13 protein-coding genes are annotated in these 26,692 nt (G+C 39.4%); 9 read left to right on the forward strand and 4 right to left on the reverse strand.

Translation table 11 applies throughout. The annotated features are described in order from the left end of the window. Positions 1–115: 115 nt before the first annotated feature. Complete coding sequence (locus K348_RS0111135; protein WP_029905033.1) at positions 116–2,182, forward strand: hypothetical protein; 2,067 nt, start codon at positions 116–118, stop codon at positions 2,180–2,182. Positions 2,183–2,269: 87 nt separating this feature from the next. On the opposite strand, the gene K348_RS0111140 is transcribed toward K348_RS0111135, so the two are convergent. Continuing rightward, positions 2,270–3,268 carry an alpha/beta fold hydrolase gene (locus tag K348_RS0111140; RefSeq protein ID WP_029905034.1) on the reverse strand — a complete coding sequence of 333 codons (999 nt, stop codon included), beginning with the start codon at positions 3,266–3,268 and terminating at the stop codon, positions 2,270–2,272. A gap of 133 nt (positions 3,269–3,401) precedes the next feature. Between K348_RS0111140 and K348_RS0111150 the strand changes: the two genes are divergently transcribed. Together K348_RS0111150 and K348_RS0111155 are read left to right on the forward strand one after the other, a co-directional pair. Then, a complete protein-coding gene (locus tag K348_RS0111150; protein ID WP_029905035.1) occupies positions 3,402–4,361 on the forward strand; it encodes a YihY/virulence factor BrkB family protein in 960 nt (319 codons plus the stop codon). A gap of 1 nt (position 4,362) precedes the next feature. Continuing rightward, the gene (locus K348_RS0111155; protein ID WP_029905036.1) at positions 4,363–4,755 is read left to right on the forward strand and encodes a barstar family protein; all 393 of its coding nucleotides are present in this window, start codon (positions 4,363–4,365) and stop codon (positions 4,753–4,755) included. A gap of 9 nt (positions 4,756–4,764) precedes the next feature. On the opposite strand, the gene K348_RS0111160 is transcribed toward K348_RS0111155, so the two are convergent. Further along, positions 4,765–7,734, reverse strand: a complete 2,970-nt coding sequence (locus tag K348_RS0111160) for a glycosyl hydrolase (RefSeq protein WP_036930478.1) — start codon at positions 7,732–7,734, stop codon at positions 4,765–4,767. 183 nt (positions 7,735–7,917) lie between these two features. Next, positions 7,918–10,254: a hypothetical protein gene (locus K348_RS0111165; RefSeq protein ID WP_029905038.1), complete on the reverse strand. Its 2,337-nt coding sequence runs from the start codon at positions 10,252–10,254 to the stop codon at positions 7,918–7,920. Positions 10,255–10,488: 234 nt separating this feature from the next. Here K348_RS0111165 and K348_RS0111170 point away from each other — a divergent pair, with 234 nt between their 5' ends. After that, positions 10,489–11,472 carry a helix-turn-helix domain-containing protein gene (locus K348_RS0111170; protein ID WP_029905039.1) on the forward strand — a complete coding sequence of 328 codons (984 nt, stop codon included), beginning with the start codon at positions 10,489–10,491 and terminating at the stop codon, positions 11,470–11,472. 112 nt (positions 11,473–11,584) lie between these two features. Here K348_RS0111170 and K348_RS0111175 read toward each other — a convergent pair whose 3' ends face one another. Next, positions 11,585–13,669: a glycoside hydrolase family 172 protein gene (locus K348_RS0111175; RefSeq protein WP_081852558.1), complete on the reverse strand. Its 2,085-nt coding sequence runs from the start codon at positions 13,667–13,669 to the stop codon at positions 11,585–11,587. A 195-nt stretch (positions 13,670–13,864) separates the two neighbouring features. On the opposite strand from K348_RS0111175, the gene K348_RS0111180 reads away from it, so the two are divergent. The 5 genes from K348_RS0111180 to K348_RS0111200 all read left to right on the forward strand — a co-directional run bounded on the left by K348_RS0111180 (position 13,865) and on the right by K348_RS0111200 (position 26,681). Next, entirely contained in the window at positions 13,865–17,857 is a 3,993-nt protein-coding gene (locus tag K348_RS0111180; protein WP_029905041.1) for a hybrid sensor histidine kinase/response regulator transcription factor, read from the forward strand. Positions 17,858–18,033: 176 nt separating this feature from the next. Further along, entirely contained in the window at positions 18,034–19,152 is a 1,119-nt protein-coding gene (locus K348_RS0111185) for a hypothetical protein (RefSeq protein WP_156032862.1), read from the forward strand. After that, complete coding sequence (locus K348_RS0111190; protein ID WP_029905043.1) at positions 19,149–21,959, forward strand: SUMF1/EgtB/PvdO family nonheme iron enzyme; 2,811 nt, start codon at positions 19,149–19,151, stop codon at positions 21,957–21,959. Before K348_RS0111185 ends, K348_RS0111190 begins: the two co-directional genes overlap by 4 nt. Before the next feature lie 156 nt (positions 21,960–22,115). Beyond that, positions 22,116–24,713 (forward strand): glycoside hydrolase family 3 protein, encoded by a 2,598-nt coding sequence (locus tag K348_RS0111195; protein WP_036930479.1) that lies wholly within the window; start codon positions 22,116–22,118, stop codon positions 24,711–24,713. A gap of 123 nt (positions 24,714–24,836) precedes the next feature. Beyond that, the gene (locus K348_RS0111200; protein ID WP_029905045.1) at positions 24,837–26,681 is read left to right on the forward strand and encodes a glycoside hydrolase family 127 protein; all 1,845 of its coding nucleotides are present in this window, start codon (positions 24,837–24,839) and stop codon (positions 26,679–26,681) included. Positions 26,682–26,692: the final 11 nt, after the last annotated feature.

Consider the following 26,692-nt stretch of genomic DNA (forward strand, 5'->3'; position numbering starts at 1 on the left):
TTTTTCTCAGTCATTATTTTTAATATAAATCAATAGATTATTAACATTCACTTATATTAGTAATACTAATAATATTTTACAGCAACATCAAGTTAAACGATTAACTTATATATCTATGAAAACACAAATAAAAATAATTTTTGTATGTTTTGCATTTAATATTTATTTTATTAACCTGATAGCTCAAGATCAGATACCAATTTCTTTCGAGCCGTATGTAAAATCACTCACTTACGGGAATATCAGTAATATTGCTCCTAAACAGACAATACAATTTTTAAACGATCGCATATTGCATATAAAGTTAGAATATAACTTGACCGAAGATATACAGGAGGATGACTATCAAATAAACATTACACCTGCATTTAAGCCTGATTTTAGCTGGGCACCTCACCTTACCCCTACCGACCGGCATGTAATAGATCAGCATGTATTCCGCTCTCCCGCAATGATCGTTTCTGACAAAAAGAAAGTTTTAACAATAATCCCCGATATAGGTATTTTAAAGAAAGGCTCACAGATGAGATGGTATATGGATATGGATGCCCCCAATAATATACTGACACTTGGTATGAGCAATAGCAGGGTCAGCGACCATGTATTATATGAAAAAACACCGGGTGCACGATACAATAAAGGGGTTGTAGAGTTTGGATTTTACATAATTATATCCTCTGATATAAAAGATATTCAAAATCCATTCAGGACACCTTTATCTTTTTTCTGGGAAAGATGGGGACATCAATTATATGAATCGGGCAATCCGGTCAAAGGTGATCTCGAGCCCTACGTAAAACATACTTATAACTGGGCTTTTTCGACATGGAAAAACAGTGTTTGGCAGCAATTTTCTTTAAATGGCAAAGATGTAGGTGCGCCTGTATTCATAGTGAACGTTACACAGAGTCCAAATTACCCGGGGAAAGCAAACGAAAGGGAATTCCGGTCAATATGGAATCAGGCATGGTTCAACTCGTTGCGCTCGGCAAGCGGCTTGTATAGGTATGCCCGACGTACGAAAAATCAGGAGTTGTTGAAAAAAGCTAATATGACAAAAGAGCTAGCCTTGTCATTTCCTATGAAAGAAGGATTTTTCTATGGACTGATAGCTGCCGAAATGGAGCAAAAAGAAACAGACGGGAAGAGATATAATATATGTAAAGGTTGGGATACCTATTATTGGGGCAATTCTAACAGGAATCCTTATACCCATGATCCGCGTAAAGCACCATTCCATATTCTGGATATGAGTTGGACTGCATTACAAATGCTTCGTTGGTATGAAGATCTGGAAAAGGATGAAAGATTATTACAGTACGCAGAAACATATGCTAAATCCCTTATAAAAACACAAGATACAAAAGGGTTTTTCCCCGGCTGGCTCGATATAGAAACACTCCAGCCAATGGAGCATTTAAATGAATCGCCCGAAACTTCCATGTCTGTTACTTTCTTACTCAAACTGGCACAATTAACAGGTAACAAAACCTATAAAAATGCTGCCGAAAGAGGGCTAAAAGCTGTAATATCGGAAATAATCCCGACCGGAAGATGGGAAGATTTTGAAACATACTGGTCATGCTGCCGTATAGGTACTCCGGACTGGATAGGTAAAAAAGTTTCCAGAAATAATATGTATAAGCAATGTAACTTTTCCATGTTTTGGACTGCGGAAGCCTTACTTGAATTTTATAAAGAAGCAGGGAATAAATCATATCTGGAATACGGAAAAAGGACACTGGACGAGATGCTGATGACACAATCATCATGGCAACCGCCTTATATCTATGTAAATGCTCTCGGTGGATTCGGAGTAATGAACACTGACGGAGAATGGAACGACTCGCGTGGAAGCCTTTTTGCTGAACTTATACTTGAATATGCAAAAATAACAGATACAGAAGAATATAAAGAGAGAGGCATAGCAGCTCTCAAATCATCACTTACCATGATGTACTGTCCGGAAAATCCTGTTACAAAAGCTCAATGGGAAAAGGTGTGGCCTTTTTTCAATGAAAAAGACTACGGATTCACTATGGAAAATTACGGGCATGGCGGGCATACTGCACCTGAAGGCGAAGGAATGGGTGAATTTACCATTTACGATTGGGGCAATGGCGCTGCATCGGAAGCCTACAATCGAATCATAGATAAATATGGTAAAGACTATTTAGAATAACGATTATTAAACATTTGAAAGACTATAAATATGGCATTATGACAAAATAGGCTTAAAATATCTTCAGTTACATAAGAATCTTTTTATCTATTTTAAAAAATCTATCAACGGATTGATAAACCTGTCAAAAGCCTCTATATGTGGAAGGTGACCGACATTATCCAGTTCTACCAGTGTGGAATTAGGTATTTTATCTCTCGTCTCTTTTCCTAAATTCTGATATAGCCCCATCTTTTCCTTAATGTCTTCATCCTTGACTTTATCCTTACCTATAGCGGTGCGGTCGCGGGTGCCTATAATTAATAATGTGGGTGCTTTGATATTTTTGAATTCATAAACAACCGGCTGTGTAAAGATCATATCGGATGTTTGGGCATTATTCATCGCTACTACAGGGTATTGAGGATCTTTTATCCAACCAGTCAGAAGATATACCCACTCATCGTATTCAGGTTTCCATTTATTATCGTAATAAAATCTCGATTGGTATTCTTTTGCCGTCTCATAATTGGTTTTCAATTCTGTCTGATAATTTTCATCGATAGTCGAGTAAGGCACTACAAGCTTCCAGTCTTCAAGTCCTATCGGGTTTTCAAGAATAAGTTTCTCTACCGTTTCAGGATACATCAGAGCAAATCTGGTTGCTACCATTCCACCCATCGAATGACCTAACAGATATATTTTATCGATCTGAAGTTTATCCAAAACCGCCTTTGTATTAAAAGCTAATTGCTGAAATGTAAACTGATATCCTACAAGTTTGGTTGATTTACCGAATCCGATCTGATCGGGAACTATTACCCGGTAACCTTCTTTGGTTAAGGCCTCTATTGTTGTTTTCCAATACGCCCCGTTAAAGTTCTTACCATGTAGTAACACTACTGTTTTTCCATTTCTATTTGAAGGATGAACATCCATGAAAGCCATTTTGAGGCTTTTACCCTGACTTTCAAAATCAAGATATTGGACTTCGTACGGGTATTGGTAATTAGATAAATTAATATCTAAAACAGGCTTATCTCCTTGTGCTGAAACTACTGATGAAATTAAGAACGTAAAGAGGAATAATGATATATATTTTCTCATTGAAGGGTATATTCGTGAATGAATCGAAATATCAGAATTATAACAATAAATAAGATAGTTTTGTTAATTGACAGCAGGAAGAGAAGTTTGAACAAAAGTAAAATTATAACGTTTTTATTAAAAAATAGCATAAATGGAAGCACAAGCAACAAGTAAAAAACTGAACTTTCGGGTATTAGTCAAAATATTAAAAGATACAGTACAGGGATTCTTAGACGATGATGTAATGCGACTGAGTGCATCGTTAGCCTATGCCACCCTGTTTTCAATAATCCCTTTTATTTCACTCCTGATTACAATAGGTACATTTTTCCATACCGATCTGGTAAATCAGTTGTATATACAGTTACAACCGATTGTAGGAACGGATGTTGTGGAGCAATTGCGGGCAATTATAGAAAATGCAAAAGAGACCGATTCTTCTACATTCGCAACTATCATCAGTTTAGGGGTCTCCATTTTCGGCGCAACCGCTATTTTTGCGGAAATACAAGGTTCATTGAATACCATCTGGGGAATAAAGGCAGTACCTAAAAAGAGCTGGCTTAAGTATATCAAGAATCGTTTATTGTCTTTCTCTATTATCCTTATATTTGCCTTTATACTATTGATAACATTTAGTGTATCAAATATAATCAGTAGCCTGAGTGAGAGATTTATGTACAATTATCCCGACATAGCAGAATCGTTGGTCAAAGCTGTAGGCATATTACTGAATGTTGGTGTAACGGCTGTAATATTTGTAATGATTTTTAAGATTCTTCCCGATGCGAAAATAAAAAGTAAGGACGTTGTAGTCGGGGCACTGGTTACAACGTTATTGTTCCTCGTAGGGCAATGGGCTATCTCTTTTTATATAAGCATTGCAGATGTAGGCTCTGTCTACGGAGCAGCAGCATTTATGGCAATTCTGGTCACATGGATTTACTATTCTGCTATCATAATATACATAGGCGCAGAGTTCACCGAATCGTGGGCTAACGAAATGGGCGGCAGAATATTCCCTGATGAATTCGCCGTAACCACCAAGATAATCGAGATACACGAGGATAAGCCTCTGCAATCTGTCAATAAAGTCAAGATAGAGAAATAATATGACTAAGAAAATTACTATCGACGGTAATAATATACACGACATTCCTAGTTTTTATGAGGAAATAAACCGTGTATTTATGGCAGGTGAGGACTGGAAACTAGGTACCAGTCTGGATGCCCTCGACGATATGCTCTATGGCGGGTTCGGTGCTATAAAAGGAAATGAAGACATTGAATTGATATGGATAAATTTTGAGCAGAACAAGAAAGATTTAGGATTGGAATTAACAAAGACCTATTATAAAAATAAACTACATTTCCCCTCCATATTCAATACCGATTTTGTAAAAGAGAAACTCAACAAGTTGAATAACGGCACAGGGAAAACCTATTTCGATATTATACTCGAAATCATCAACAATCATAAGAATATCAGATTAGTCGCTTTATAGTTATACTCACTATTTCGCTTCCAGCAGCCTTACCGGCCCTATTAATCCCGATTTAGATAAAGACGTGTCCTTATTATAATGACGGAAAGTAGTATAGGTATAAGGTTTGCTGCCTTCCGGTAATAAACAATCACCAACCAGTCTGTTGACCCAAAGATTAACGACTTCTATTTTCAACTTATTCTCTCCCGACTTAATATAATTACTTATATCGACTTGCCAAGGATACGTCCATACTGTGCCAACTTCTTCATCATTCAGCCAAACTTTTGCCATGATATTTACCTCTCCCAGATTGAGATAAAGCGGATTTGAGGATTTTGTATCAAAATCAAATGTCTGTTCATAAACTGCCGTTCCCGAATAATATTTTATTCCTTCATCTGTGTGCATAGTCCAGTCTGCAAGTTCATTAAATACAGTCTTTGCTGGTCCGCCCCACGCCGGATCGAACGATACATCCCACGGTCCTTCCATAGTCTGCAAGGTGGTATATGAAAGAAAATTTTTCACTTCCGAAGAAGGAGTTCCCTGCTTACGAAATACGACAAAGAAACTTTGATCAGTGTCAAAAACCATTGGAACTATTGTTCTGTTGTCCTTTATTGTATATTGTTTAAGTTCACGTATTTCTCCTGTCATTGCATCCCAAAGTTCAGGTATCATACCTGATATTCGGAAAGTACAATTCGCACTTATTTGTTTTCCTGAGCGATTGGAAACAAAATAAATATCACAATTGTCTGTCGTACGATGAGCATAACGTAAGTCACCGTCGGATACAAAATCTTCCGGAGTATCCATTCCGGCTAAAATACGTGCAGTAAAGTCATAGTTTGGATATAAATTATCATGATTATTTAATATTTCCTTACTCCATATTATTTTACCTTTGCCAACTGTACGGGTTTCCGTCTTATCAGGAGCAGCTCCTTCTCCCCAGATCTCTTTCACAAGTGAAGCGATTTCGTTGTCACACTGAGGATATCCTTGCAGGCTCGGCGATTTCGTTGGCGGCATTCCTACAACTGTTGCTCCGTCCAGTAAGAGTCCTTTTATTTTTTTCAGAATCTCAGGAGTCATCGTTTCAAATGTCGGAAGTACAAGAATACGGTATTCCGCTCCGGACGGAAATACAATTTTTCCGTCTTTTACACTTGCTTTATACAAAAAACTTGGCGGACAGGCATCGAATGCATAGCCTCTTTTATCAGGAAGAGTGTCTGTACCCAGATAAGCCGAAGCCGGTGCACGAAATACATGAGGATTACCTTCAGGGGAAAAATAGAGTATATCGGAAACCGTACGGCCTTGTTGCATCATAAACTGACAACGTGAAAGATAATCATGATATGCTTTACCCATCTCCCACCATGTCTGGTTGCGATCCCAATGTACACCGTAAGGTCCCATTGTCATTCCCGGACGGAGGCTGTCCGGCAGGCACTGGTGCTGGAAAGTATGGAACATAAACCTGTTGACTCCTCCTGCCAAGGCCCAGTCCGTTTGATTTTTCATTTTACCCGGATATTGATCCCAGCCATCAAACTGAGCAGTAAAACTTTCGGCCGGTACTACCTGCTGACCTTTAAGGTGAGCAATAGAAGTTCCTTCGGCCAGACTGAAAGATGTATTAAAGCCATAACCCACACTCCAATATTCACACATAGGCACATCAGAGATAGTAGCAAGTTCGAGATCGGCTGTCGGATTCATATCATAAGGCTCTACAGAAAAGCCCAGCCCATGTCTGTGAGCATATTCCCTGATATACCCGGCATGGTTTTCCAAAATGAGCTCCTGCACAGTTTTGCGCATGTCCCAAAGGAATCTTTCACTTAACTCCCTGCTTCCTACTATTAGACCTGAATACGCCGGAAAATACGGTTGAGGATCATAGCCCCGCCGCAATTCAAATTCTTTCCGGAAACTTCCGGTCCAATTTTGCGCCCCCATTTCCCAGCTATCCATATGAAGCATGGTAAGCCCACCCGAGGGCGATTTTGAGGTTCTCTTCGTAAAGCCAATATGACGAAACAACTCACCAACAAACTTATCCATATGATGACTCATTGCAACCGTATCTAATTTATCGGCTTCGAATCCCAGCCCCGGTGCGGGTGCCGGACGTGTTATGGCTCCATTATTACGAACTCCGAATCTCATTATTGTCCATTTACCGGCCGGAAGATCTCCTTCGATAGTTCCGTCGGGCTTCATCCACGCAGTTATGTCCTTAATATCTTCGGGATTCACTGCCGAATTTATGGCATCGGCATAGGAAGAAGACATCGGAAGGAACTGTTTAACTCCCGGTTGCGAACTATAAGGCGCTCTATAGTATAGCGATTTTTCGTCAGTATCACCTATCACGTCATCTCCTTTTGGAGTGGGGAATGCCAAAACAGCTATATCTTCATAAAACTCCTGCCATTGTTTATGGAGTTCCGGTGTAAAATTCCTTTCGCCAAAAAACGGGCGTTTCGGTGCAGGTTTAGGAAGTATAACATTCTTAATTTCCGAACCATCGACAATCACCGAACTGGAAACCAGATGCTGCATAGATTCTTCAGGCTTTACCCAAGGACCGCCACTTCCTGTCCATCCGGGGCCTACACCCAGTGTCATCTCCACTCCCAGCCTCTCGCATTCCTTAACAGCATGCTTAAACATATCTTTCCATTCGGTGCTGAGCATATCTACCTTACCACGAGGCACACCGACATTCACTTCAAGAAAAATCACGTGTGAAATACCTACCCTGACCATCGATTCGAGGTCTTTTGTTATTCCTTCTTTGGAAAAATTGCCATCCATGAAATACCAGTAAACACCGGACTTTGCAGATACAGGTGGATTTTTAAATCCTTTTTCTATATCTTCTGACTGACTGTTGTTACTGCATTGTATAGCCCCACAGAGGAAAACAAAAGAAAATATTACTTTGTATGTAAGTATTAGAAAACGTTTAAGGTTCATAGCTATTATTGTTTATTTAACAAAAATAACAGTTTAGGTAGGATGGATACTTTTAATATTTGACATATTAATATAAAAATTTGAGATTTATTAAAAAATCTGCCTATCTCAAAATAGCAATAGAAAAATAAGGCTGCCCCGTTTCCGAAGCAACCTTATTATACTCACACATATATTTACTTACTAAAATAAACTATATCCCTCTTCTCCCGTACTCCGAGTTTCTAAGGCTTTGTTTATCGCCCATGCCATTGTATTGCAGAAGAAGTGCGCATTGGTGGTCTGATAAATCGCGTTATCATAATAATGATTTTTTTCGTCAAAATTATTTGTAAATATTATAGGCTCATTAGTCCCTGTATTTATTTTGAGCGGCCATCTGTCTACATTTCCCAATTCTTTTGTGCATCCAGAGAATGGTCCTCCATCCGCTATCAGCATAAAACCTTTTGTTTTGTGTCCTAATATCCTCACCTGAGAATTCTTCCAGCTGGCTAATATCTCTACATTCGGATTTGATTCTACTTTCGATTGGTTTATATACCATTGACCACTACCGTCACGCATCATATGCAGATTATTCTGAGTCAGATCGAGGAATGGCCCTTTCAGACTCGGGTGACTCGATGCTGTATTCCATGGTATGCCTGTAGGTCCAGCCCATGCATTCAAGTCATAAGTACCAAAATCGCCTGTACTTAGTGAGGTGCCACATATTCCATTAATAAGGTTTGCATATCCCTGATAGAAACCGGACCTAAAGTCATCACAGAAGATAAGTACTCCGCCCTGTTCTACAAATTTAATGAGATATGGCATGGATGCTCTTTGCGCTGCAGCATCTTCTTTCCATTGGAGCATTATCATGATAATATCGGGTTTGGTATTTTGTATAATATTCGCCATATCCGAACCACTCTTCAGCCAAACTGCATCTATATTTCCAAGCTGGCCTGCCGGCTTTTCACCTGTTACAAGTGTGTAGCCATCCAATTTGAATATAGAGTCTTTCGATTTACCAAACAGTTTAGGATTATCAATAAGGTTACGCATCAGAAGGTGAGTGCGTTCTCCTCCACCTAAATTGTACCAATAGGAGCCGAAGCAGGCTATCTTTATCTTTCTTCTCACCACCACTACGGTTGCTTTACAGGTCTGAGCAGGATCGATAGTATTTCCAGTAATAGTGAACTCATCATTCTGGATTGCCTGCGGTGTTCCGTTACCAATAAGCCGTATGGTTTCTGTTCCGCCTTTGAGTCTTCCCACTGCTTGGAAGGAATAACCGTTTTTAGAATCAGTCTTCAATTCATAGACTTTACCTGCCTCACTGGCCGAAGAAGTTACCTGAATATCGATATAATTATTACTAGTAAGTCCGTGATTCACAACATAAGTTCCTTGTACATTTATGCTCGCACAATTGAAAGTAAAGTTCGATTTTTCTCCTTCAACATCAACGTCTACTTCACAATTATCGTCTTGCGCCACGCTGTTATTAACCAGCTTGAATGTATTTGTACCGACAGTCCGAGGAAGCCCTTGTCCCTGCAGTTCGATGACCTGTATTCCTTGTACAAGAGTTCCTTGTCCGGCAAACTTATAGCCGTTCTGATTTTGTCCTGTATCAAAAGACCATAACAAACCATTCGAAGCAGGAGGAACATTCAGTGTAATCCTGATCTTATTGCTTGCATCCAATGCTTTACCAACTTCATAATTGCCCAATAGTGTTACATCTGTAGCACAATTAAAGGTATATTCGGCATATTTTCCTTCCACCGTTATCTTCTTTTCGCACGGCTGTGGCATAGGTATATGCTCTTTTCCATTTATCCAATATCTTAATGTATTGTCGCCTTTGGCTTTAGGGGTACCTCCGCCGGTAACTTTTATCATATGAGTACCTTTCTGAAGGAATTTGCCCGTTGCGCTGAAATAGTAGCCGTTTTCCGGACTAGTAGTAATCTGGAAATCGTAGACCCCTTCTTTTGAGACCACCACTTCAACTGTTACATATTCCGTATTAGGGTTCAGAGGTTGGTCTACCTTATAGGTACCGAATGTTTCTATTCCACAATTGATAATTGAATATTGGGCATTCCCACCCGTATCTCTCATAAGAGGAATCCATTCGGAACCATTCCATACATACAAGCCGGCCTCTAAATTTTCGGCATCAGGATTTACATTATAAACAACCATTCCTGTAGAGAGCAGTTTTTCGAGATCAGTAGAAGGGTCTGTCCAGATTCCAACTACTTCTTCCCCGCCATATAAAGGGGTTAGCTTATACCATGCCTTTAGCGAAACCTTAGGGAACAATAAGCCTTTGGATGCATTTTCGAGGCTTAGTGTATTATCCTTAACAGGATTTACGGCATTATATTCTTTCAGTTCCAGTATGGCTCCATCTTCAGGCCCTAACGGGGCACCGATAGTTACCTGTGCATTCAGATTTATTATTGAAAAAATCAGGAATAGGGCCAATAAGTTTAATGTGTAAAGTTTTGTTTTCATATTATTTATATATTGTCTTCAATTTGTATTCAATAAAATAAGTCATTTCTTCGCTTATTTTTTATACATTTGCGACGTAAAAGAAGACATCATCTTATCCGGTTTCAGAAAAAGAAATCAAAAATGAAACCGATTCGATCACTTATCATAAATAGTTGCATATCTTATACTTCGAATGCCCATTCTGCACAAATCTGCGAAAAAGTCGGATAATAAAACATTTAACAGAAAAAAATGGAAAAGGTAAGAAATGACATCATCCAGAAAATCATTTGTGGTATACCTGCAAATATGAAACCTGCAGAATACATTGTGACATTATTAGGAATTAGTAAGGGATCTGCCTACCGAAGACTCAATGGTGAATTATCTTTCTCATTCGAGGAAGTTGCTGTATTAGCTAAAGAAATGAATTTTTCAGTAGATGAAATAATTTATTCCGAATCGAGAAGAAAATATATTATAGAGTTCGGCCATTATTTCAATGATAATGTTGAGAATATTATATATAATTCTTTATTAGAATATTACAACCATTTGTGTATAAACCAGAAAATGAAAAGATTCATTACAATTGAAGCTTCTAATAATTTATGGTTCGTTTATACACTATTCTGCGATAATTTATTCTCATTCTATTATTACAAATACCTTCAACAATACGATATTTCATGTCTGAAAATGAAGATGAAGGATGTAAACATACCCGATTTTATCATCGATATAAAAAATAAAATTACAAATGTCATTTTAAATACTCATAATTGTATCAGCATTGCAATGATCGATCCTCATATTTTTTTAAATGTAATGGCCGAAATACAATACTATCGCAGACGTAATTTTTTAGAGGAAGACGATATGAAATTGATAACCAATGACATTAAAAGCTTATTAGATAGTTTGCAGAAAGGTGCTGTTGAAAATTCATATGAAGGGCGCGAATACAATTGTTTTATCGGGCAACGCAGCATTTATTCCAATTCGGCTGCTATCCAAAACGACAACCAAACCTATTCTTTCTTTTATCAGCAGAATCTACATCCTATTATATGTCACGATAAGCGGTTGTGTGAATTACATTCTAATTATCTTCAATCGCATAAAAGGCAAAGCGTATTAATATCAAATTCAAACGAGGAACTTCAAATTAGTTTTTTCGATAAACAATACGAATATCTTCGTAAACTGTCAAAAAATATCGATTTAAAAGTATAGTATTTGCAGCATAATAGTTGATAAATATAGAAAAACAGGACCTCTGCATAAATACTACAGAAGCCCTGTTTCGATTTAATAGCTTATACCCTCCATAAGCCTGATTCACGGCTTATTTCTTCACAAAACTTATATAATCTATTCCCACAAGATTTTCTTTTTTACCTGATGATAATAATGTAATACTTATATCATTTTTACCTTTCTTTACGGCAATATTATTAATCGTTGCATTGGCTATATTAAATTCTTTATCGTCACTGTTGATCATTGTTTCCCTTCCGTTAATGCTTATTTTATATTTGCCGTATTCTTTACCTTTGGAATAAACAACGGTGGCATCGGCTGTCATTTCGTTTTCCGATTCGAATGTAAGGTGTAATTTACTTTCAGACTTTGCATTCCTCCATATCATTTGCATATTGTTGCTCCATCCTCTGCCTACAGCATTTCCGTAGTGGAAATAGCCGTCGGTTTTCTCTTCCATATTGAGATTTTCGGCTTCTATCTTATTTTCTGTCAGTAATGGTGATATCAATTGCTTCCTTTCAAGTACAACGGGTTCCATGGCATCCTTAACATCGAAACTGTTATCTTTTACATTATCTGGAGAGATATACCAAAATGTAACAGGAGCAAAATTAATAATAGCCTTTGTCCAGTGCCACATTTCCATATCGAACTTTATTGCTTGTCGGAACGGTATTGCATCCAATCCCCTGAACCGAAGATTAACCGTATATCCCGGATCGAAGTTTCCGCTTCCGTCGGGCTGTGAAATAAACGGATGATCAATAAACTTCTCAGGGCGGCACCATGCATAGCCGTAATAATCTTCTGTGCCGGTACCGATATGCGACGGGAAGGTTTCATTGTCAACATAAACTTTCTCATCACCTTCACCCCACCATGCATATACTGTATTAAACAAGGTGATTCCATCGCCTGCATATACGCCTTTTCCTTTCAGTTCCACATAGTTGATATCGAAGGGATCGCCATCACCTTCATTGTTTTTCATTTCGCCTGTTTTCAGGTCGGTGAATTGCTTCCATGAAGAACCGAAATACATTGTATTGCCATCCCAGTTGTACGGAGCGGTAATTATATCGCCTTTGATAACCTTTACTTCCTGATCGCCCATATTTAAAATCTTTACGGTACATTCTTTTTTATAAGGCATGACCCAAAGACACGACATAGTACCGTCTTCTTCCACTTTTGTGTACCATGTACTCGATTTCCTTATCTGATATCCTGTGCCGAAGAAGTCTCCTATAGGGCATTTTACAGTGGTATTCCCGTCGAAAGAGATTTCGAGAATGGTGCTTCTGAGTGCTTGCTCTAATTTATCGGCTTCCAACTTAAATTTTAGACCTCTTATAGCGGAAGATTTATTTGTAATTATTTTTTCAATGCTTTTTCCCGCTGCGATATTACCATTTAAATTATCTGTAACAATATTTTCAGGAAACATTGCATCCTTACTCTGCAATTTTTGCTGAACTTTGATTATCTCAGGCTGGTATGTAGTAAGGTCTTGCAGAGAGTAAGTATGGACAACAACTTTCTTCGCATATGTGCGGTAATTGATATTATAATAGACGGCTTCGCCGCCTGTCTTGGCTCCCGCATCTTTTATATTTTCACTTTCGTAAGTCACTTTGCAATGCCTTGCATATGGTATAGGCAGATACAGGTTATGCCCTCTCATCTCGTATTTTGTAGAATCGGAAACAGATGCTGAAAGCGGCGCACCTACAAGCAAGCCATTGCTGATGACATCGAATGCCGAACCCTCTATTACAGGAACAGAATCATTGTCAAGATAAATCCTCATTATTCCTTTTCCTGAATTTTCTCCTGCAAATGTCATCCAGAAGCGGACTATAGCACCCGGCCCTTTTGTATCCATTAAGACATACTCCTTTTTCCCATTTAAAGAATCGATGCGGATAAACATAGACCTATCCCAGTTGGCAAACCAGCTTTTGTCGCCGGGGTCTACTGTTGCCCTGTCGTAACTGCTGAACTGTTTACACTCGAAATATGGATCGGGATACTGTGCCAAGGCTTCACGGTTTACCATTTCATCCAATAATGTACCCATTGTTACCGGAGGATAATTTTTAGCACAGGAAGCAGCCAGCAATAATATTAAAATTGCAGGCATTGAATATTTTGCAAATAGTTTCATAGTATCAGGCGTTAGGTTTAAGAATAAGATTTCAATATAACAAAAGTATCCTAAGTACTATTCATAAAAAACAAATTCATATCAAAAAAGGGCAAAATCGTATCAATGCACGAAAGAAGATGTTAAAGTATTTTGTCATTCTAAAGATTTAGATAACTTTGGTAAAAACACACCGTAAACCTAAATCGTATCGCTATGTCAACACTGAGATTTATTTCGGTTATTCTCTTATTTATATCCGTATCACAAAATATACATCCAAATAAGTACTACTTCCGCAATTTGCAGGTAGAAGACGGTTTATCACAAAATATGGTCTATACAATCATACAGGACAACCAAGGTTTTATATGGCTGGGAACGCAGGATGGACTGAACAGATATGATGGCAATAATTTTAAAATCTACAAAAAATCTGCTAGCGACCCTAAAGGTATAGGGAGCAATATGATATTTTCCCTATTGCAGAATGATGACGGCATTATATGGGTGGGAACGGCATCGGGTGTTTATTTATATGACCCCTTATACGAATCTTTCTCACCGCTCAATATCAAGACTGCCGATAATGATTCTATAAGCGGAACAGTCCGCGACATGAAGAGAGACGGGCAAGGCAACATATGGCTCATAACGTCGGGCAACGGGCTTTTTTGTGTAACCCCACAAAATGAACTTAAGCTATACCAGTTGGAAAAAAAGCTGAACATAAATTCAGTTAATACACGCAAGCTTGCATTCGACAGCAAAGGAAATATATGGATAGCAACATATCAGCAAGGCATTTTAAGATTTAATCCCGAAATGGAAGATATACAACAATTTCACATTGGAGATAACAATAATAGCTCAACGATTAATGTAAATGATCTCTTCCTGCTGAATGATGAAACAATGCTTCTTGGAACTGCAACCAGAGGCGTAGTGTCTTTCGATTTGAATACCTTTACACAAAAGGCTTTTCTGGAAAAAGATAAAGAAGGCAGATTCCTGTTTGTAAGGCGCATCTATAAAAATACAAATGGCGAATTATGGCTTGGCACCGAGTCCGGCATCCACATTTACAATCTGCAAACGGAGGCTATCACTAACCTGCAGCATATATACGGTGATTCTTATTCCATTTCCGATAATGCTATCCATTCCATTTATCAGGACAAAGAAGGTGGCATGTGGGTAGGCAGTTTTTTCGGAGGAGTTAACTATTGCAATGAATTATATTCACAGTTTGAAAAATATTATCCTCTTACAGGCATAAATACAATAAGCGGTAAAAGCATAAGTGAGTTTTGCGAAGATGAAAAACAGAATGTCTGGATCGCAACCGAAGATGCGGGGCTGAATCTGTTTAATCCCAAAAACCAGACTTTCGATACAGGATTTATTCCTGCAAAGAATATTCACGGATTATTGTACGAAAATAACAATATATGGGTAGGAACATTTTCCGAAGGACTGTATGTAATCGATATCAGGACTAATAAAAAACGTCTGTATAAACATAGTTCTGACCACAACTCATTAAACGACAACAGTATTTATTCCATATACAAAGACTATTCGGGTACAATATGGATAGGAACGACTTTGGGGCTGCATAAGTATAACAAATCTACAGACGACTTCCAGCGCATAAATGAACAGGAGATAACCAAGCAAGTAAATGACATACTCGAAGACCAGAACGGCGTCTTATGGTTTGCTACTCTGGGAAACGGACTGTTTTCGTATGATAAATACAGCAACAAATGGACTAATTACCCTTATCTGACAGCTGATGTTAACAGCAATATGATAACGTGTATATTAAAGGATAATCGAAACCGCCTGTGGTTAGGTACCGAAGGTGCCGGACTGTGCATGTTCGATACCGATAAGAAGGAGTTTATCAGCGCCTATACTACTGAAAACGGATTACCGAATGATGTAGTCTATATGCTGGTAGAAGATACCCGCGGCGATATCTGGGGTAGTACCAATAACGGATTATTCAGGATAAATACCAATAATAAACAGATATCGACCTTTAACCATGCCAATGGCCTGCTATGCGACCAGTTTAATTATAAATCAGGATTTAAAAGCAGCGACAGTAAAATATATTTTGGGGGAACGCGCGGCTTCGTGGCTTTTTATCCTGAAAAATTGTGGCCGAATAACTTTGTGCCCCCTATTGTTTTCAATAGTTTTCAGGTACATAACAATGAAGTAGTACCAACTGAAAAGAATTCCCTTTTAACTCGTTCGATCGCCTATACAGATGAAATCAGTATACCGTATGGCACCCCTGTATTCAGTATCGGGTATGCGGCTTTAAGCTATGTATCGCCCCGTGCCAACCATTATGCATATAAACTCGAAGGCAAAGACCATAACTGGATAAACAGTGATGGCTCTTACAAAGCTACTTATTCCGATCTGCCTCCCGGTGATTATATTTTCAAAGTAATGGCTTCGAATAGCGACGGCTTGTGGAATGAAGCAGGCGCCTCTATCAAAATTCGCATTTTACCCCCGTTTTATATGACAATCTGGGCATATATACTGTATGTTCTGGTGGCTGCCTTTATTTTCTATTACTTGATAAAATCATATACACGAAAGGTGAATGAAAAGAACAGGCAAATCATTGAAATGCTCGAAATAAGTAAAGAAAAAGAATTATATAATGCAAAAATAGAATTCTTCACAAATGTAACTCATGAGATACGCACGCCTTTGAGCCTCATAAAAGCACCGCTGGAAGAAGTGATGAAACAAATCGACCGCAAAGATGAAAAATGGGAGAATATGTCGATTATACAACGAAACACCAACAGGTTGTTGAAGTTGGTAAACGAACTACTCGATTTCAGAAAAACAGAATCGAAAGGCCTGCGCCTCAACTTTGTTAATACGGATGTAATCTCGGTTATAAAAGAAACGGCTGACCGGTTTATTCCGTCTATACAACTGAAAGGTATATTTTATAACCAACACTTGCCCGAACAGGCATTTTATGCTGACGTAGATATCGAAATATATACTAAAATATTAAGTAATTTATTCAATAATGCTCTTAAGCACGGGCATACTTATATCAATGTCGAATTTATAGCCGGAACCGACACATTCAAATTTATAGTATCCAATGACGGAAACAATATATCGGAAGAATATATACAAAAAGTCTTCGACCCGTTTTTCAAGATAGATAATAATACGGAAGGCTCTGGCCTCGGACTGCCTTTTGCACGGTCGCTGGTAGAACTGCATAAAGGGAGTATAACCTTGGATAATAAAAAACAAGGAGAAGTTACATTTATTATAGAATTGCCTGTACATCAGGAGGATGTTATTCAACTTACAAGTCAGGAACTGGATGAAATTGAAGAAATAAAGAAAGAACATACCAGTCATAACGATGACCCTTTAAAAATAGATAACCGCAAAGTTATCCTGTCGGTAGAAGATAATGAAGAATTTCAACAGTTCATGGCTAAACAACTGAATGAAGAATATCAGGTATTGATGGTCCAGAACGGGCAGCAAGCACTGGATACTTTAAGCACTCATCATGTAGATATTATCCTTTGTGATATTATGATGCCTGTCATGGATGGGCTAACTTTCTGCAAGGAAATAAAGATGAACCTCAGATACAGCCATATTCCCATTATTCTCTTGACAGCCAAAACATCTCTGAAATCGAAAATAGACGGTTTGAATATAGGTGCAGACGAATATATTGAAAAGCCTTATTCTATAGATTACCTGAAAGCCCGAATAGAAAATCTGCTGGAGAACCGCAAAAAGATTAAAGAATCTTACAAGAATTCGCCGGAACTGAATTATGATACGATTGCACATTCGAAGGCCGATGAAGATTTTTTGAATAACCTGATAGCAATTATACATTCGCATCTGGATGAAACAGAACTCGATGTGGATAAACTTGCGGCAGCCATGAATATGAGCCGTGCGACATTATACCGCAAAGTGAAAAATATATCTGAACTCACTCCGAACGACTTTATCCGCCTCATCCGTCTGAAAAAGGCTGCTGAACTCTTAGTACAAAAAGAGTACAGGGTAAATGAAATAGCGTATATTGTCGGCTTCCGGTCATCGTCTTATTTTTCGAAGTGCTTTCAGAAACAATTCGGAGTATTGCCTAAAGATTTTGAAAAAAGCAGAATTCCTGAATAGTGAGGTCTTAAATAAACGGAAATACAGATTGATAAAAATTTAGCTTTTTTTGATACGAAAATCACACACCTGAATACATATATGATGTGATATTTGTATAAGCAAGTCTTGGGATGCACCGTTTTTTGAAATCTTACGATGCATTCATATCTATTATTAATCTTAAAACTAATACTATGAATTCCAAATGCCTTTTTTTTCTGGTTTTTTCCTTGTGTCTGTCATGTACTATATCGGCTCAGAAAAAGAAAAAAAATGAGAATGCCGACCCTCTTAAGATAAAAGTTGCTGTTGTATACGAAAATCCTGTATACCCTCAGCATGGCAACAAACGGCTGCACGAATGCTTTTTTACACCCAATCTGAAAGGGCGTATATGGTACGATCCCGTACAACTATCTGCCGAATATGAAAAGACACTGGAAGAAGTTTCGGGTTATACTGTAGACTACGAAGTTGTCAAAGAAATAGATGCCGACCGCTTCTTCACTTATTTTAAAAATGACCCGTTCAAACGTCCCTTTACAAAAGATGAAGTAGCCTTTCTTATGGGTGAAGAAGATTGGAAAACACTGAAAGACATCGGTACATCCTACGATTATAATGCGATGGTAAAATATTACGGATTCGATAAAATGAGGGATAACGGTGAAATACACGAAGTATGGGTATGGACATTCCCTTACGGTGGCATGTGGGAATCGCATATGATGGGTAAAGGTGCTTTCTGGATAAATTCACAGCCGAATGAAAATCCGTCATGTACCGAATTACTGAGTATAATGGGATTAAATTATGAACGTGATTTGGCATGTGCAATGGAAAGCTACGGGCATCGATACGAATCTACCATGATGCAGGTATTCGGATGGTGGGCATATGATAAGAAAAGTGAGAAATCTGAACTGACCATGTGGGAAAGGTATACAGGCTATGTTAAGAATTACGATAAGTTTGATAAAGGCAATTCGAATATCGGTAATATCCACTTCCCGCCTAATGGAGAAAAAGACTACGACTGGAGCAACAAAACACCTGTTTACAGCTATGCCGATGAATGGGTCAATTATCCCGACATAAAAGAAAAGAAAGGCCGTATAATGGACTGCTCGGAATGGAACTGCTCGCATATCGGATATATGAAGTGGTGGTTCTCTCATACGCCGCATTTCAAAGGTTTGGATCCGGTTAACGGGAAGCTGAATAACTGGTGGCATTACGTGGTCGATTATAACAATGCCGTTAAAGAAGAAGCCCGCCTGAAAGAAGAATTGAATAAAAAGAAGAAAAAATGACAATAAAAAAATTCTGTATTGCTGTACTTATCTTGTGCAGCAATATCTTTACCATTACTTCCCAAAGCCTGAATTCAATACAGGTCGACACAAAGGACGGGCTTGTGGTGCATTCTCTTGGGCCCGGTGTAGAATGGGCGGCTCCCCGTCCGCTGGTATCCTTCAAGATTGGAGAAGAGTCCTATACCTCTGATAAGAATGTGCGAGGTATGGAGATTACTTATTCAAACGAAAACTATGCACATGGCATCAAAGGAAAGATATTTTTCAAAAATACAAGCTCGGATACTATCATTCTACATAATATTGTTCCCTTAGGTGAATCACCAAAGAATGTTTATATAACAGGAAAAGGAAAGCACGGGCTCTCGCGTACCCATCTCTTCCGCCCCGGTTATGCACCCATAAACGTTACTGTGCCTGATAATGCTTGGGAACTCGGCTTTACATCTATAGATTTGCCTAAAGGTAAAAATATAACAGCCCTCACACGACGCGACCGTGAAAATATGCAGAACGCCCGCCGCGGCCGTTTCGAAACTACTATATACCCAGGAGGGACGGTTGCCTACAACATATGGATTGATAAATATGAAGGCGACTGGCAGGAAGGCCTTCGCCTCATGTTTCAGAAAAGGTATCTGTATGATGTGGAAGTCGGTACATTCGATGATTCGCTTATCCAGCGCGACGACCTGAAATGGTTCCGCAAATGCTTTGCCGTGAACCTGATGATGAACTGGGATAAACGTTTCTTCGACTATAAAGACGGCAAATTCCACATAAAGGAACATCTGGAGAAAATGAAAAAACTCATGGGTGGCTATGATGTATACAGCATCTGGCCTACATGGCCGGCTCTGGGTATGGACCAGCGCAACCAGTGGGATATGTTCAGGGATTTGCCGGGCGGATATGATAAACTGAGGGAAATCTCCGATCTGTGTCATAGCCTAGGCACCTATTTCTTTGTATGCTATAATCCGTGGGATGAAAGTACTCGCTCTGAAGAAGGACATTTCGATGGGATGACAACTATCACTAACTGGGTGAATATCGACGGCTTTGTACTCGATACTAAAGGAGGCTCCAGCAAAGAATTGCAGGATGCTGCCGATGCTGCCCGTCCGGGAGTGATGATGTACAGCGAAGGTATGGCTGTACCTGTAGATATGCAGGGAATCGCATCGGGGCGCGTACATAATGCGCTCTACTACTGCCCTATGCTCAACCTGAATAAATTTATCAAGCCCGACTTTGCCATTTTCCGTGTAGCGGAAGAAGCACGCGAGCCGATTCAACGGGAATTCAACGTGTCATTTTTCAATGGTTACGGAACGGAGATAAACAATTTCCCTCCGGGTCATTTCGAATGGTCCGACGACCAGATGCGTTATTGGGGAAAGCTGTTACGCATTCAGCGGGAGAACAGCGAAAATTTTGTACAATCGTCTTATATACCGCTAGTTCCAACGTTAACAGACAATATATATGTCAATAAATGGCCTAAAGAGGATAAAGTACTTTATACCGTCTATAATCTGCAGCCGGAAGGCTATTTCGACAATCTTTTTGAAGTAGAAATTAATGAAGAAAAACATTTTGTAGATATTTATCATCACAAAGAGTTGAAACCTGTAGATAAAGACGGAAAGAATTATCTTCCTGTAAAGGTAGATGCATTTAATAAATTCGAATTAGGTACGAATAATGAAAGTACTGTTACTACGATTGCCGAGTTTCCGCATTTAATAGATTATAAACTCAAAAGTGATGAACTTTCATTCTTTTCTAAAAAAGGAGATAGAATTCGGATATGGGCGGGCATGCCGTCTTACGAAAAAGAATATAAAGAATATGCTGTTACCGGAAAAACAATACGCCTGCTCGATGAATTCCCGGACTATGAAGGAAAATTTATCATACAGGCATTTGAGGGTGAAGAATTATTGGATGAACGTGTCCTTATGATTAAACCGGGCTCGCCTCGGAAAATATCTTTACCTGAAATTACCGAGCTGGCAAGAAAAGACCCGAAAGGTATGGTAGAAATTCCTGCCGGAATATTCTCCTGCGATAATTACAGGATAGGCGATTCTTTTATCCCATATCCGGAAGATATGACGGAGAAAGGAGAAAAAGTGCAAATGAAATGTTTCTTTATGGATAAATATCCGGTAACGAATGCACAATATAAAGAGTTTATCGATGCTACAGGATATACGCCTGATGATAAAACAAACTTCCTGAAACACTGGGAGAATGGCAAAATAAAAGCAGGAGAAGAAAATTATCCGGTCATATATGTTACTCTCGAAGACGCCCAAGCCTATGCAAAATGGGCGGGAAAGCGTCTGCCTACCGAAATGGAATGGCAATATGCCGCCCAGACAGAGAAAGGAAACGACTGGCCATGGGTGCAGAAAACTCCTGTAAAGAGAGTAGAAGACTTTATTACTAATACGCTTTCGGTATGGAAACTCGAAGGAATTGAACCCGACAGATGTAATCTGGGCGACGGCAAACTGTATCCTGTAGGCAAATATCCGAAAGGAAAGAATTTGTATAATTTACATGATCTGGTAGGCTGCGTATGGCAACTGACATCTGATGTATACGACAATACTACTTACAGGTATATTATGATAAAAGGCGGCAGTTATTTCCTTCCGTCATCCAGTTTCTGGTATGTACAGGGCGGTCCGCGTGAATTATATTTCAGACAATACCTTTTGCGTGTGTCCCCGTCTTTCGAACGAAAAGCTACGGTTGGATTCCGTTGTGTAGTGGATGCTTATTGTAAATAATACAGTTAAACCGTATATCAGGTTTTATTTTGTCTTATTTTCTGCTTATTTTTAACATTCGGTAAGCAGAAAATAAGACAAGTTTTTAATAACGGTCGGAGTTTCTATGTTATTTGAAAATCAATATAAAGAATATATTTAAATAGATTTATTACTATGAAAAAAAGTGTAATTATTATTTCTGCACTTATTCTACTCACAGGAAAAACAGCGGCGCAGCAAAAGCCGTGGATGGACGAATCCAAGCCTGTAGAACAACGTGTAGAGATGCTTGTAAATGCAATGACTCTCGAAGAAAAAATCGGGCAGATGATGAACAGTGCTCCGGCAATAGACCGTCTGGGAATTCCTTCATACGATTGGTGGAACGAGTGCCTGCATGGTGTAGGCCGTGCCGGATTAGCCACTGTATATCCTCAGGCAATCGGACTTGCAGCAACTTTCGACGATGACGCGTTATTCAAATCGGCAACCATCATATCGGACGAAGCACGGGCAAAACATCATCAGTTTGTGCGCGAAGGTTCCCGGCAAATTTATCAGGGTTTGACTTTTTGGTCGCCTAATATCAATATTTTCCGTGATCCGAGGTGGGGACGCGGACAGGAAACCTACGGCGAAGACCCACATCTGACTACCCGCATGGGTATCGCCTTTGTAAAAGGATTGCAGGGTGATAATCCTAATTATTATAAACTGGTAGCTACCGCCAAGCATTTTGCAGTACATAGCGGCCCCGAATACGAGCGTCATACATTCGATGCTTATCCTACAGCTTACGACAACTGGGCTACTTATCTGCCTGCTTTCAAAGCCTTGGTAGACGAGGGCAAAGTTGCTTCTGTGATGTGTGCATATAACCGTCTCGACGGAGTACCGTGTTGCGGCAGTCATCCTTTACAGGTAGATATTTTGAGAAATCAGTGGAAGTTTGACGGTTACATCGTATCAGACTGTGGCGCTATCGACGATTTCTACAGAACACATAAGACTTCACCAGATGCAGCAACCGCTTCGGCAGAAGCTGTCATAGCAGGTACCGACCTTGAGTGCGGTTCCAGCTACAGAGCGTTGAAAGAATCTGTAGATAAGGGAATGATCTCTGAAAAAGAACTCGATGTATCTTTGAAAAGACTTTTCTATGCACGATTCAAATTGGGTATGTTCGATTCGGACAGTAAAAATCCATATGCACAAATCCCGTATTCAGTTTTAGATTCGGAGAAGCACAGACAGGATGCATTGGACATGGCGCGGAAATCTATTGTATTGCTGAAAAACAATAACCGCACACTGCCTTTATCTAAAAATATAAAGAAAATAGCGGTCATCGGGCCGGGAGCAACAGACTCTGTTTCTCTTCTAGGAAACTATAACGGCACGCCGGGTAAAATTGTTACTATCCTGCAAGGTATAAAAGACAAATGCGGAGATAACATCGATGTTGTTTACGAAAGAGGTGTCAATCTGCTTGACGATAATATGGTCTCCTCTGTAGATATATGGTCTATGATGCGAAGCGGCAATAAGAAAGGAATGAAAGCCGAATACTATAAAGGAATAGAACTGAAAGGTAAACCGCAGCTTACACGTGTAGAAACTAAGATAGATTTCAAAGGAGGGGTTGCGGACGAAATAGCTCCCGGCATAAAAGCTAACTGGGTTTCAGTTAGGTGGACAGGAACATTCACCCCTGAAGAAACGAAAGACTATACTTTCCACGTAACAGGCGATGACGGATTCCGCTTATTCGTAAATGATGAAAAGGTTATCGACCATTTTTCCTACCACGAAGCCATGACGGATTATTACACCCTGAAAGCTGAAAAAGGAAAGAAATACAATATTCGTCTCGAATATTTCCAAGGCGATCAAGGTGCAGTTATAAGATTTGGTGCGGGATATATGTATAATACAGATTACGACAAGGTACTGGCTGCTGTATCGGATGCCGATGCTATCGTATTTGCCGGAGGTATCTCCCCTACTCTCGAGGGTGAAGAAATGCCTGTAGACCTGCCCGGATTCTTCAAAGGTGATCGTAATACAATAGCCCTGCCTGCAATACAGACACGGATGATGAAAGAACTGAAGAAAACAGGAAAGCCGGTGATATTCGTTATGCAAACCGGAAGCGCTTTGTCTATCAACTGGGAGAATGAAAACGTACCTGCCATTATCAATTCATGGTATGGCGGACAAGCTGCCGGAGTGGCAATTGCCGATGTTCTGTTCGGAGATTATAACCCTGCTGGGCGTCTGCCTGTTACATTCTACAAATCGGATAACGACCTGCCGCCTTACGAAGATTATAATATGGCAGGACGTACTTACCGCTATTTCGAAAAAGAACCGCTCTATCCGTTCGGACACGGGCTAAGCTATACTTCTTTTGTTTATTCCGATCTGAAAGTGAATAAAAAGAGCCGCTTAGGGGAAAATATTCCGGTTTCGGTGACAGTACAAAATACCGGAGAGAATGACGGTGACGAAGTTGTTCAGTTGTATATTTCGCACGAAAAGAATGCAGCCCAAATCATACCGATAACCGAATTGAAAGGATTTAAACGTATATTCCTGCGAAAAGGTGAGAAAAAAACGGTTAACTTTACTCTATCCCCTAATGATTTGGGAATAATAGACGGAGCAGGTAACTTGATAAAAGAAGCAGGAAACATAAAAATATTTGCAGGAGGCGGACAGCCCCGCTACAGTAAAAACGGCGTGGATGCTGTTACAGAACTTATAGATTAGTTATAGAATGGTATTATAAATAGAAATGATATGATTTTTTCATTTAATGAGAAAATTATCAAATTATTTTTATTTATAATACCATTATTTTGTGCTTATGTTTTACAAGATTAGCCTTAAATCATGAAAAAAAGCACAATACATTTTATATTATTGTCATGCCTTATTTTATTCACTTACTGCACTAAAAATAAGGAAAACAACTTTCAGAAGAATTATCCAGTCAATTTCTCGAAAGTAAAAATTACGGATAATTTCTGGACTCCCCGCCTGAAAACACATGCAGATGTTACTCTCAAAGCCTGCATTCATCAGTGTGAACACGAAACACAGCGTATCAAGAATTTCGCCATTGCCGCCAAAATGGAAGAGGGCGAATTTAAAGGTTTGGTATATGACGACTCCGACCTGTATAAGATGTTGGAAGGTGCTTCATATTCTCTGATGAATAACCCCGATCCCCAATTGGAAAAAAAGCTGGATAGTATAATTGCAAAAATAGCAGGGGCGCAACTTCCCGACGGATACCTGATGACGTATTTCCAGCTGAATAATCTGGACGAACGCTGGACTAATATGGATAAGCATGAGATGTACTGTTGCGGACATCTTATCGAGGCAGGAATAGCTCATTACAATGCTACAGGAAAACGTTCGTTATTAGATGTGGCAATAAAATATGCCGACCATATAGATAACACATTCGGTAAAGGAAAACGGGACTGGGTACCGGGACATCAGGAAATCGAACTGGCACTTGTTAAACTGTACCGCGTAACAGATGACCAACGTTATCTGAATCTGGCGCATTGGCTGCTCGAACAGAGAGGGCACGACAAAGCCGACTGGAAAGCAAAAGACTACTATCAGGATCTGAAACCGGTAAAAGATCTGGCGAAGATAAGCGGACATGCTGTACGTGCTATGTATATGTTTACAGGTATGGCCGACTATGCAGCCATAACAGAAGATACAACTTATATAAAGGCCCTCGACCGATTGTGGGATGATGTAGTACATACCAAAATGTACCTGACGGGCGGTATAGGCTCGTCACGTAAAAATGAAGGTTTTACCGAAGACTACGACCTGCCTAACGAAGAAGCATACTGCGAAACCTGCGCATCGGTGGGAATGGTATTCTGGAATCAGCGGATGAATATGCTCAAAGGCGACAGTAAATATATAGACGTACTGGAACGTTCCTTGTATAACGGCGCTCTTGCGGGAATATCACTTTCGGGAGACAGATTCTTCTATGTTAATCCACTGGCCTCATCGGGTAATCATCATCGCAAACCATGGTACGGTACAGCTTGCTGTCCGAGCCAGATATCCCGTTTCCTGCCGTCGATTGGCAGCTATATATATGCCACATCCGATGATGCATTATGGGTTAATCTTTTTATCGGCAATGATACAAAAGTACAACTAAGTGGTACAGATATAGCAGTAAGTCAGAAAACCGAATATCCATGGGACGGAAAAGTAGCGATTTCAATAGACCCGGATAAAGATAAATCTTTTGAACTCAAATTGCGTCTGCCGGATTGGTGCAAGAAATATACTTTGGCAATAAACGGAAAACAAGCGGACGCAAAAACTGAAAACGGTTACATATCAATCGACCGCCTGTGGAAAAAAAGCGACAAGATAGAATATACGATGGATATGCCGGTAGAAGTTGTCGCAGCCGACCCGCGCGTGAAAGCGAATATCGGTAAGAGGGCTATTCAGAGAGGGCCGCTGGTATATTGTGCAGAAGAAGCAGATAACACTGATTTCGACAATATGCTTCTTAATCCGTCAACTACATATAATACTTCTTTCCAACAGGATTTACTCGGCGGTGTTGTATCTATTGCAGCCACCAATGCAGACAAGACATATATACTCAACCCGTACTATGCATGGGATAATCGACAGCCGGGCAAAATGAAAGTCTGGATCGATTATGACGGAAAATAAGTTCACAGATT

It is taken from the genome of Prevotella sp. 10(H), assembly GCF_000711235.1.
Lineage (GTDB): Bacteria > Bacteroidota > Bacteroidia > Bacteroidales > Dysgonomonadaceae > Dysgonomonas.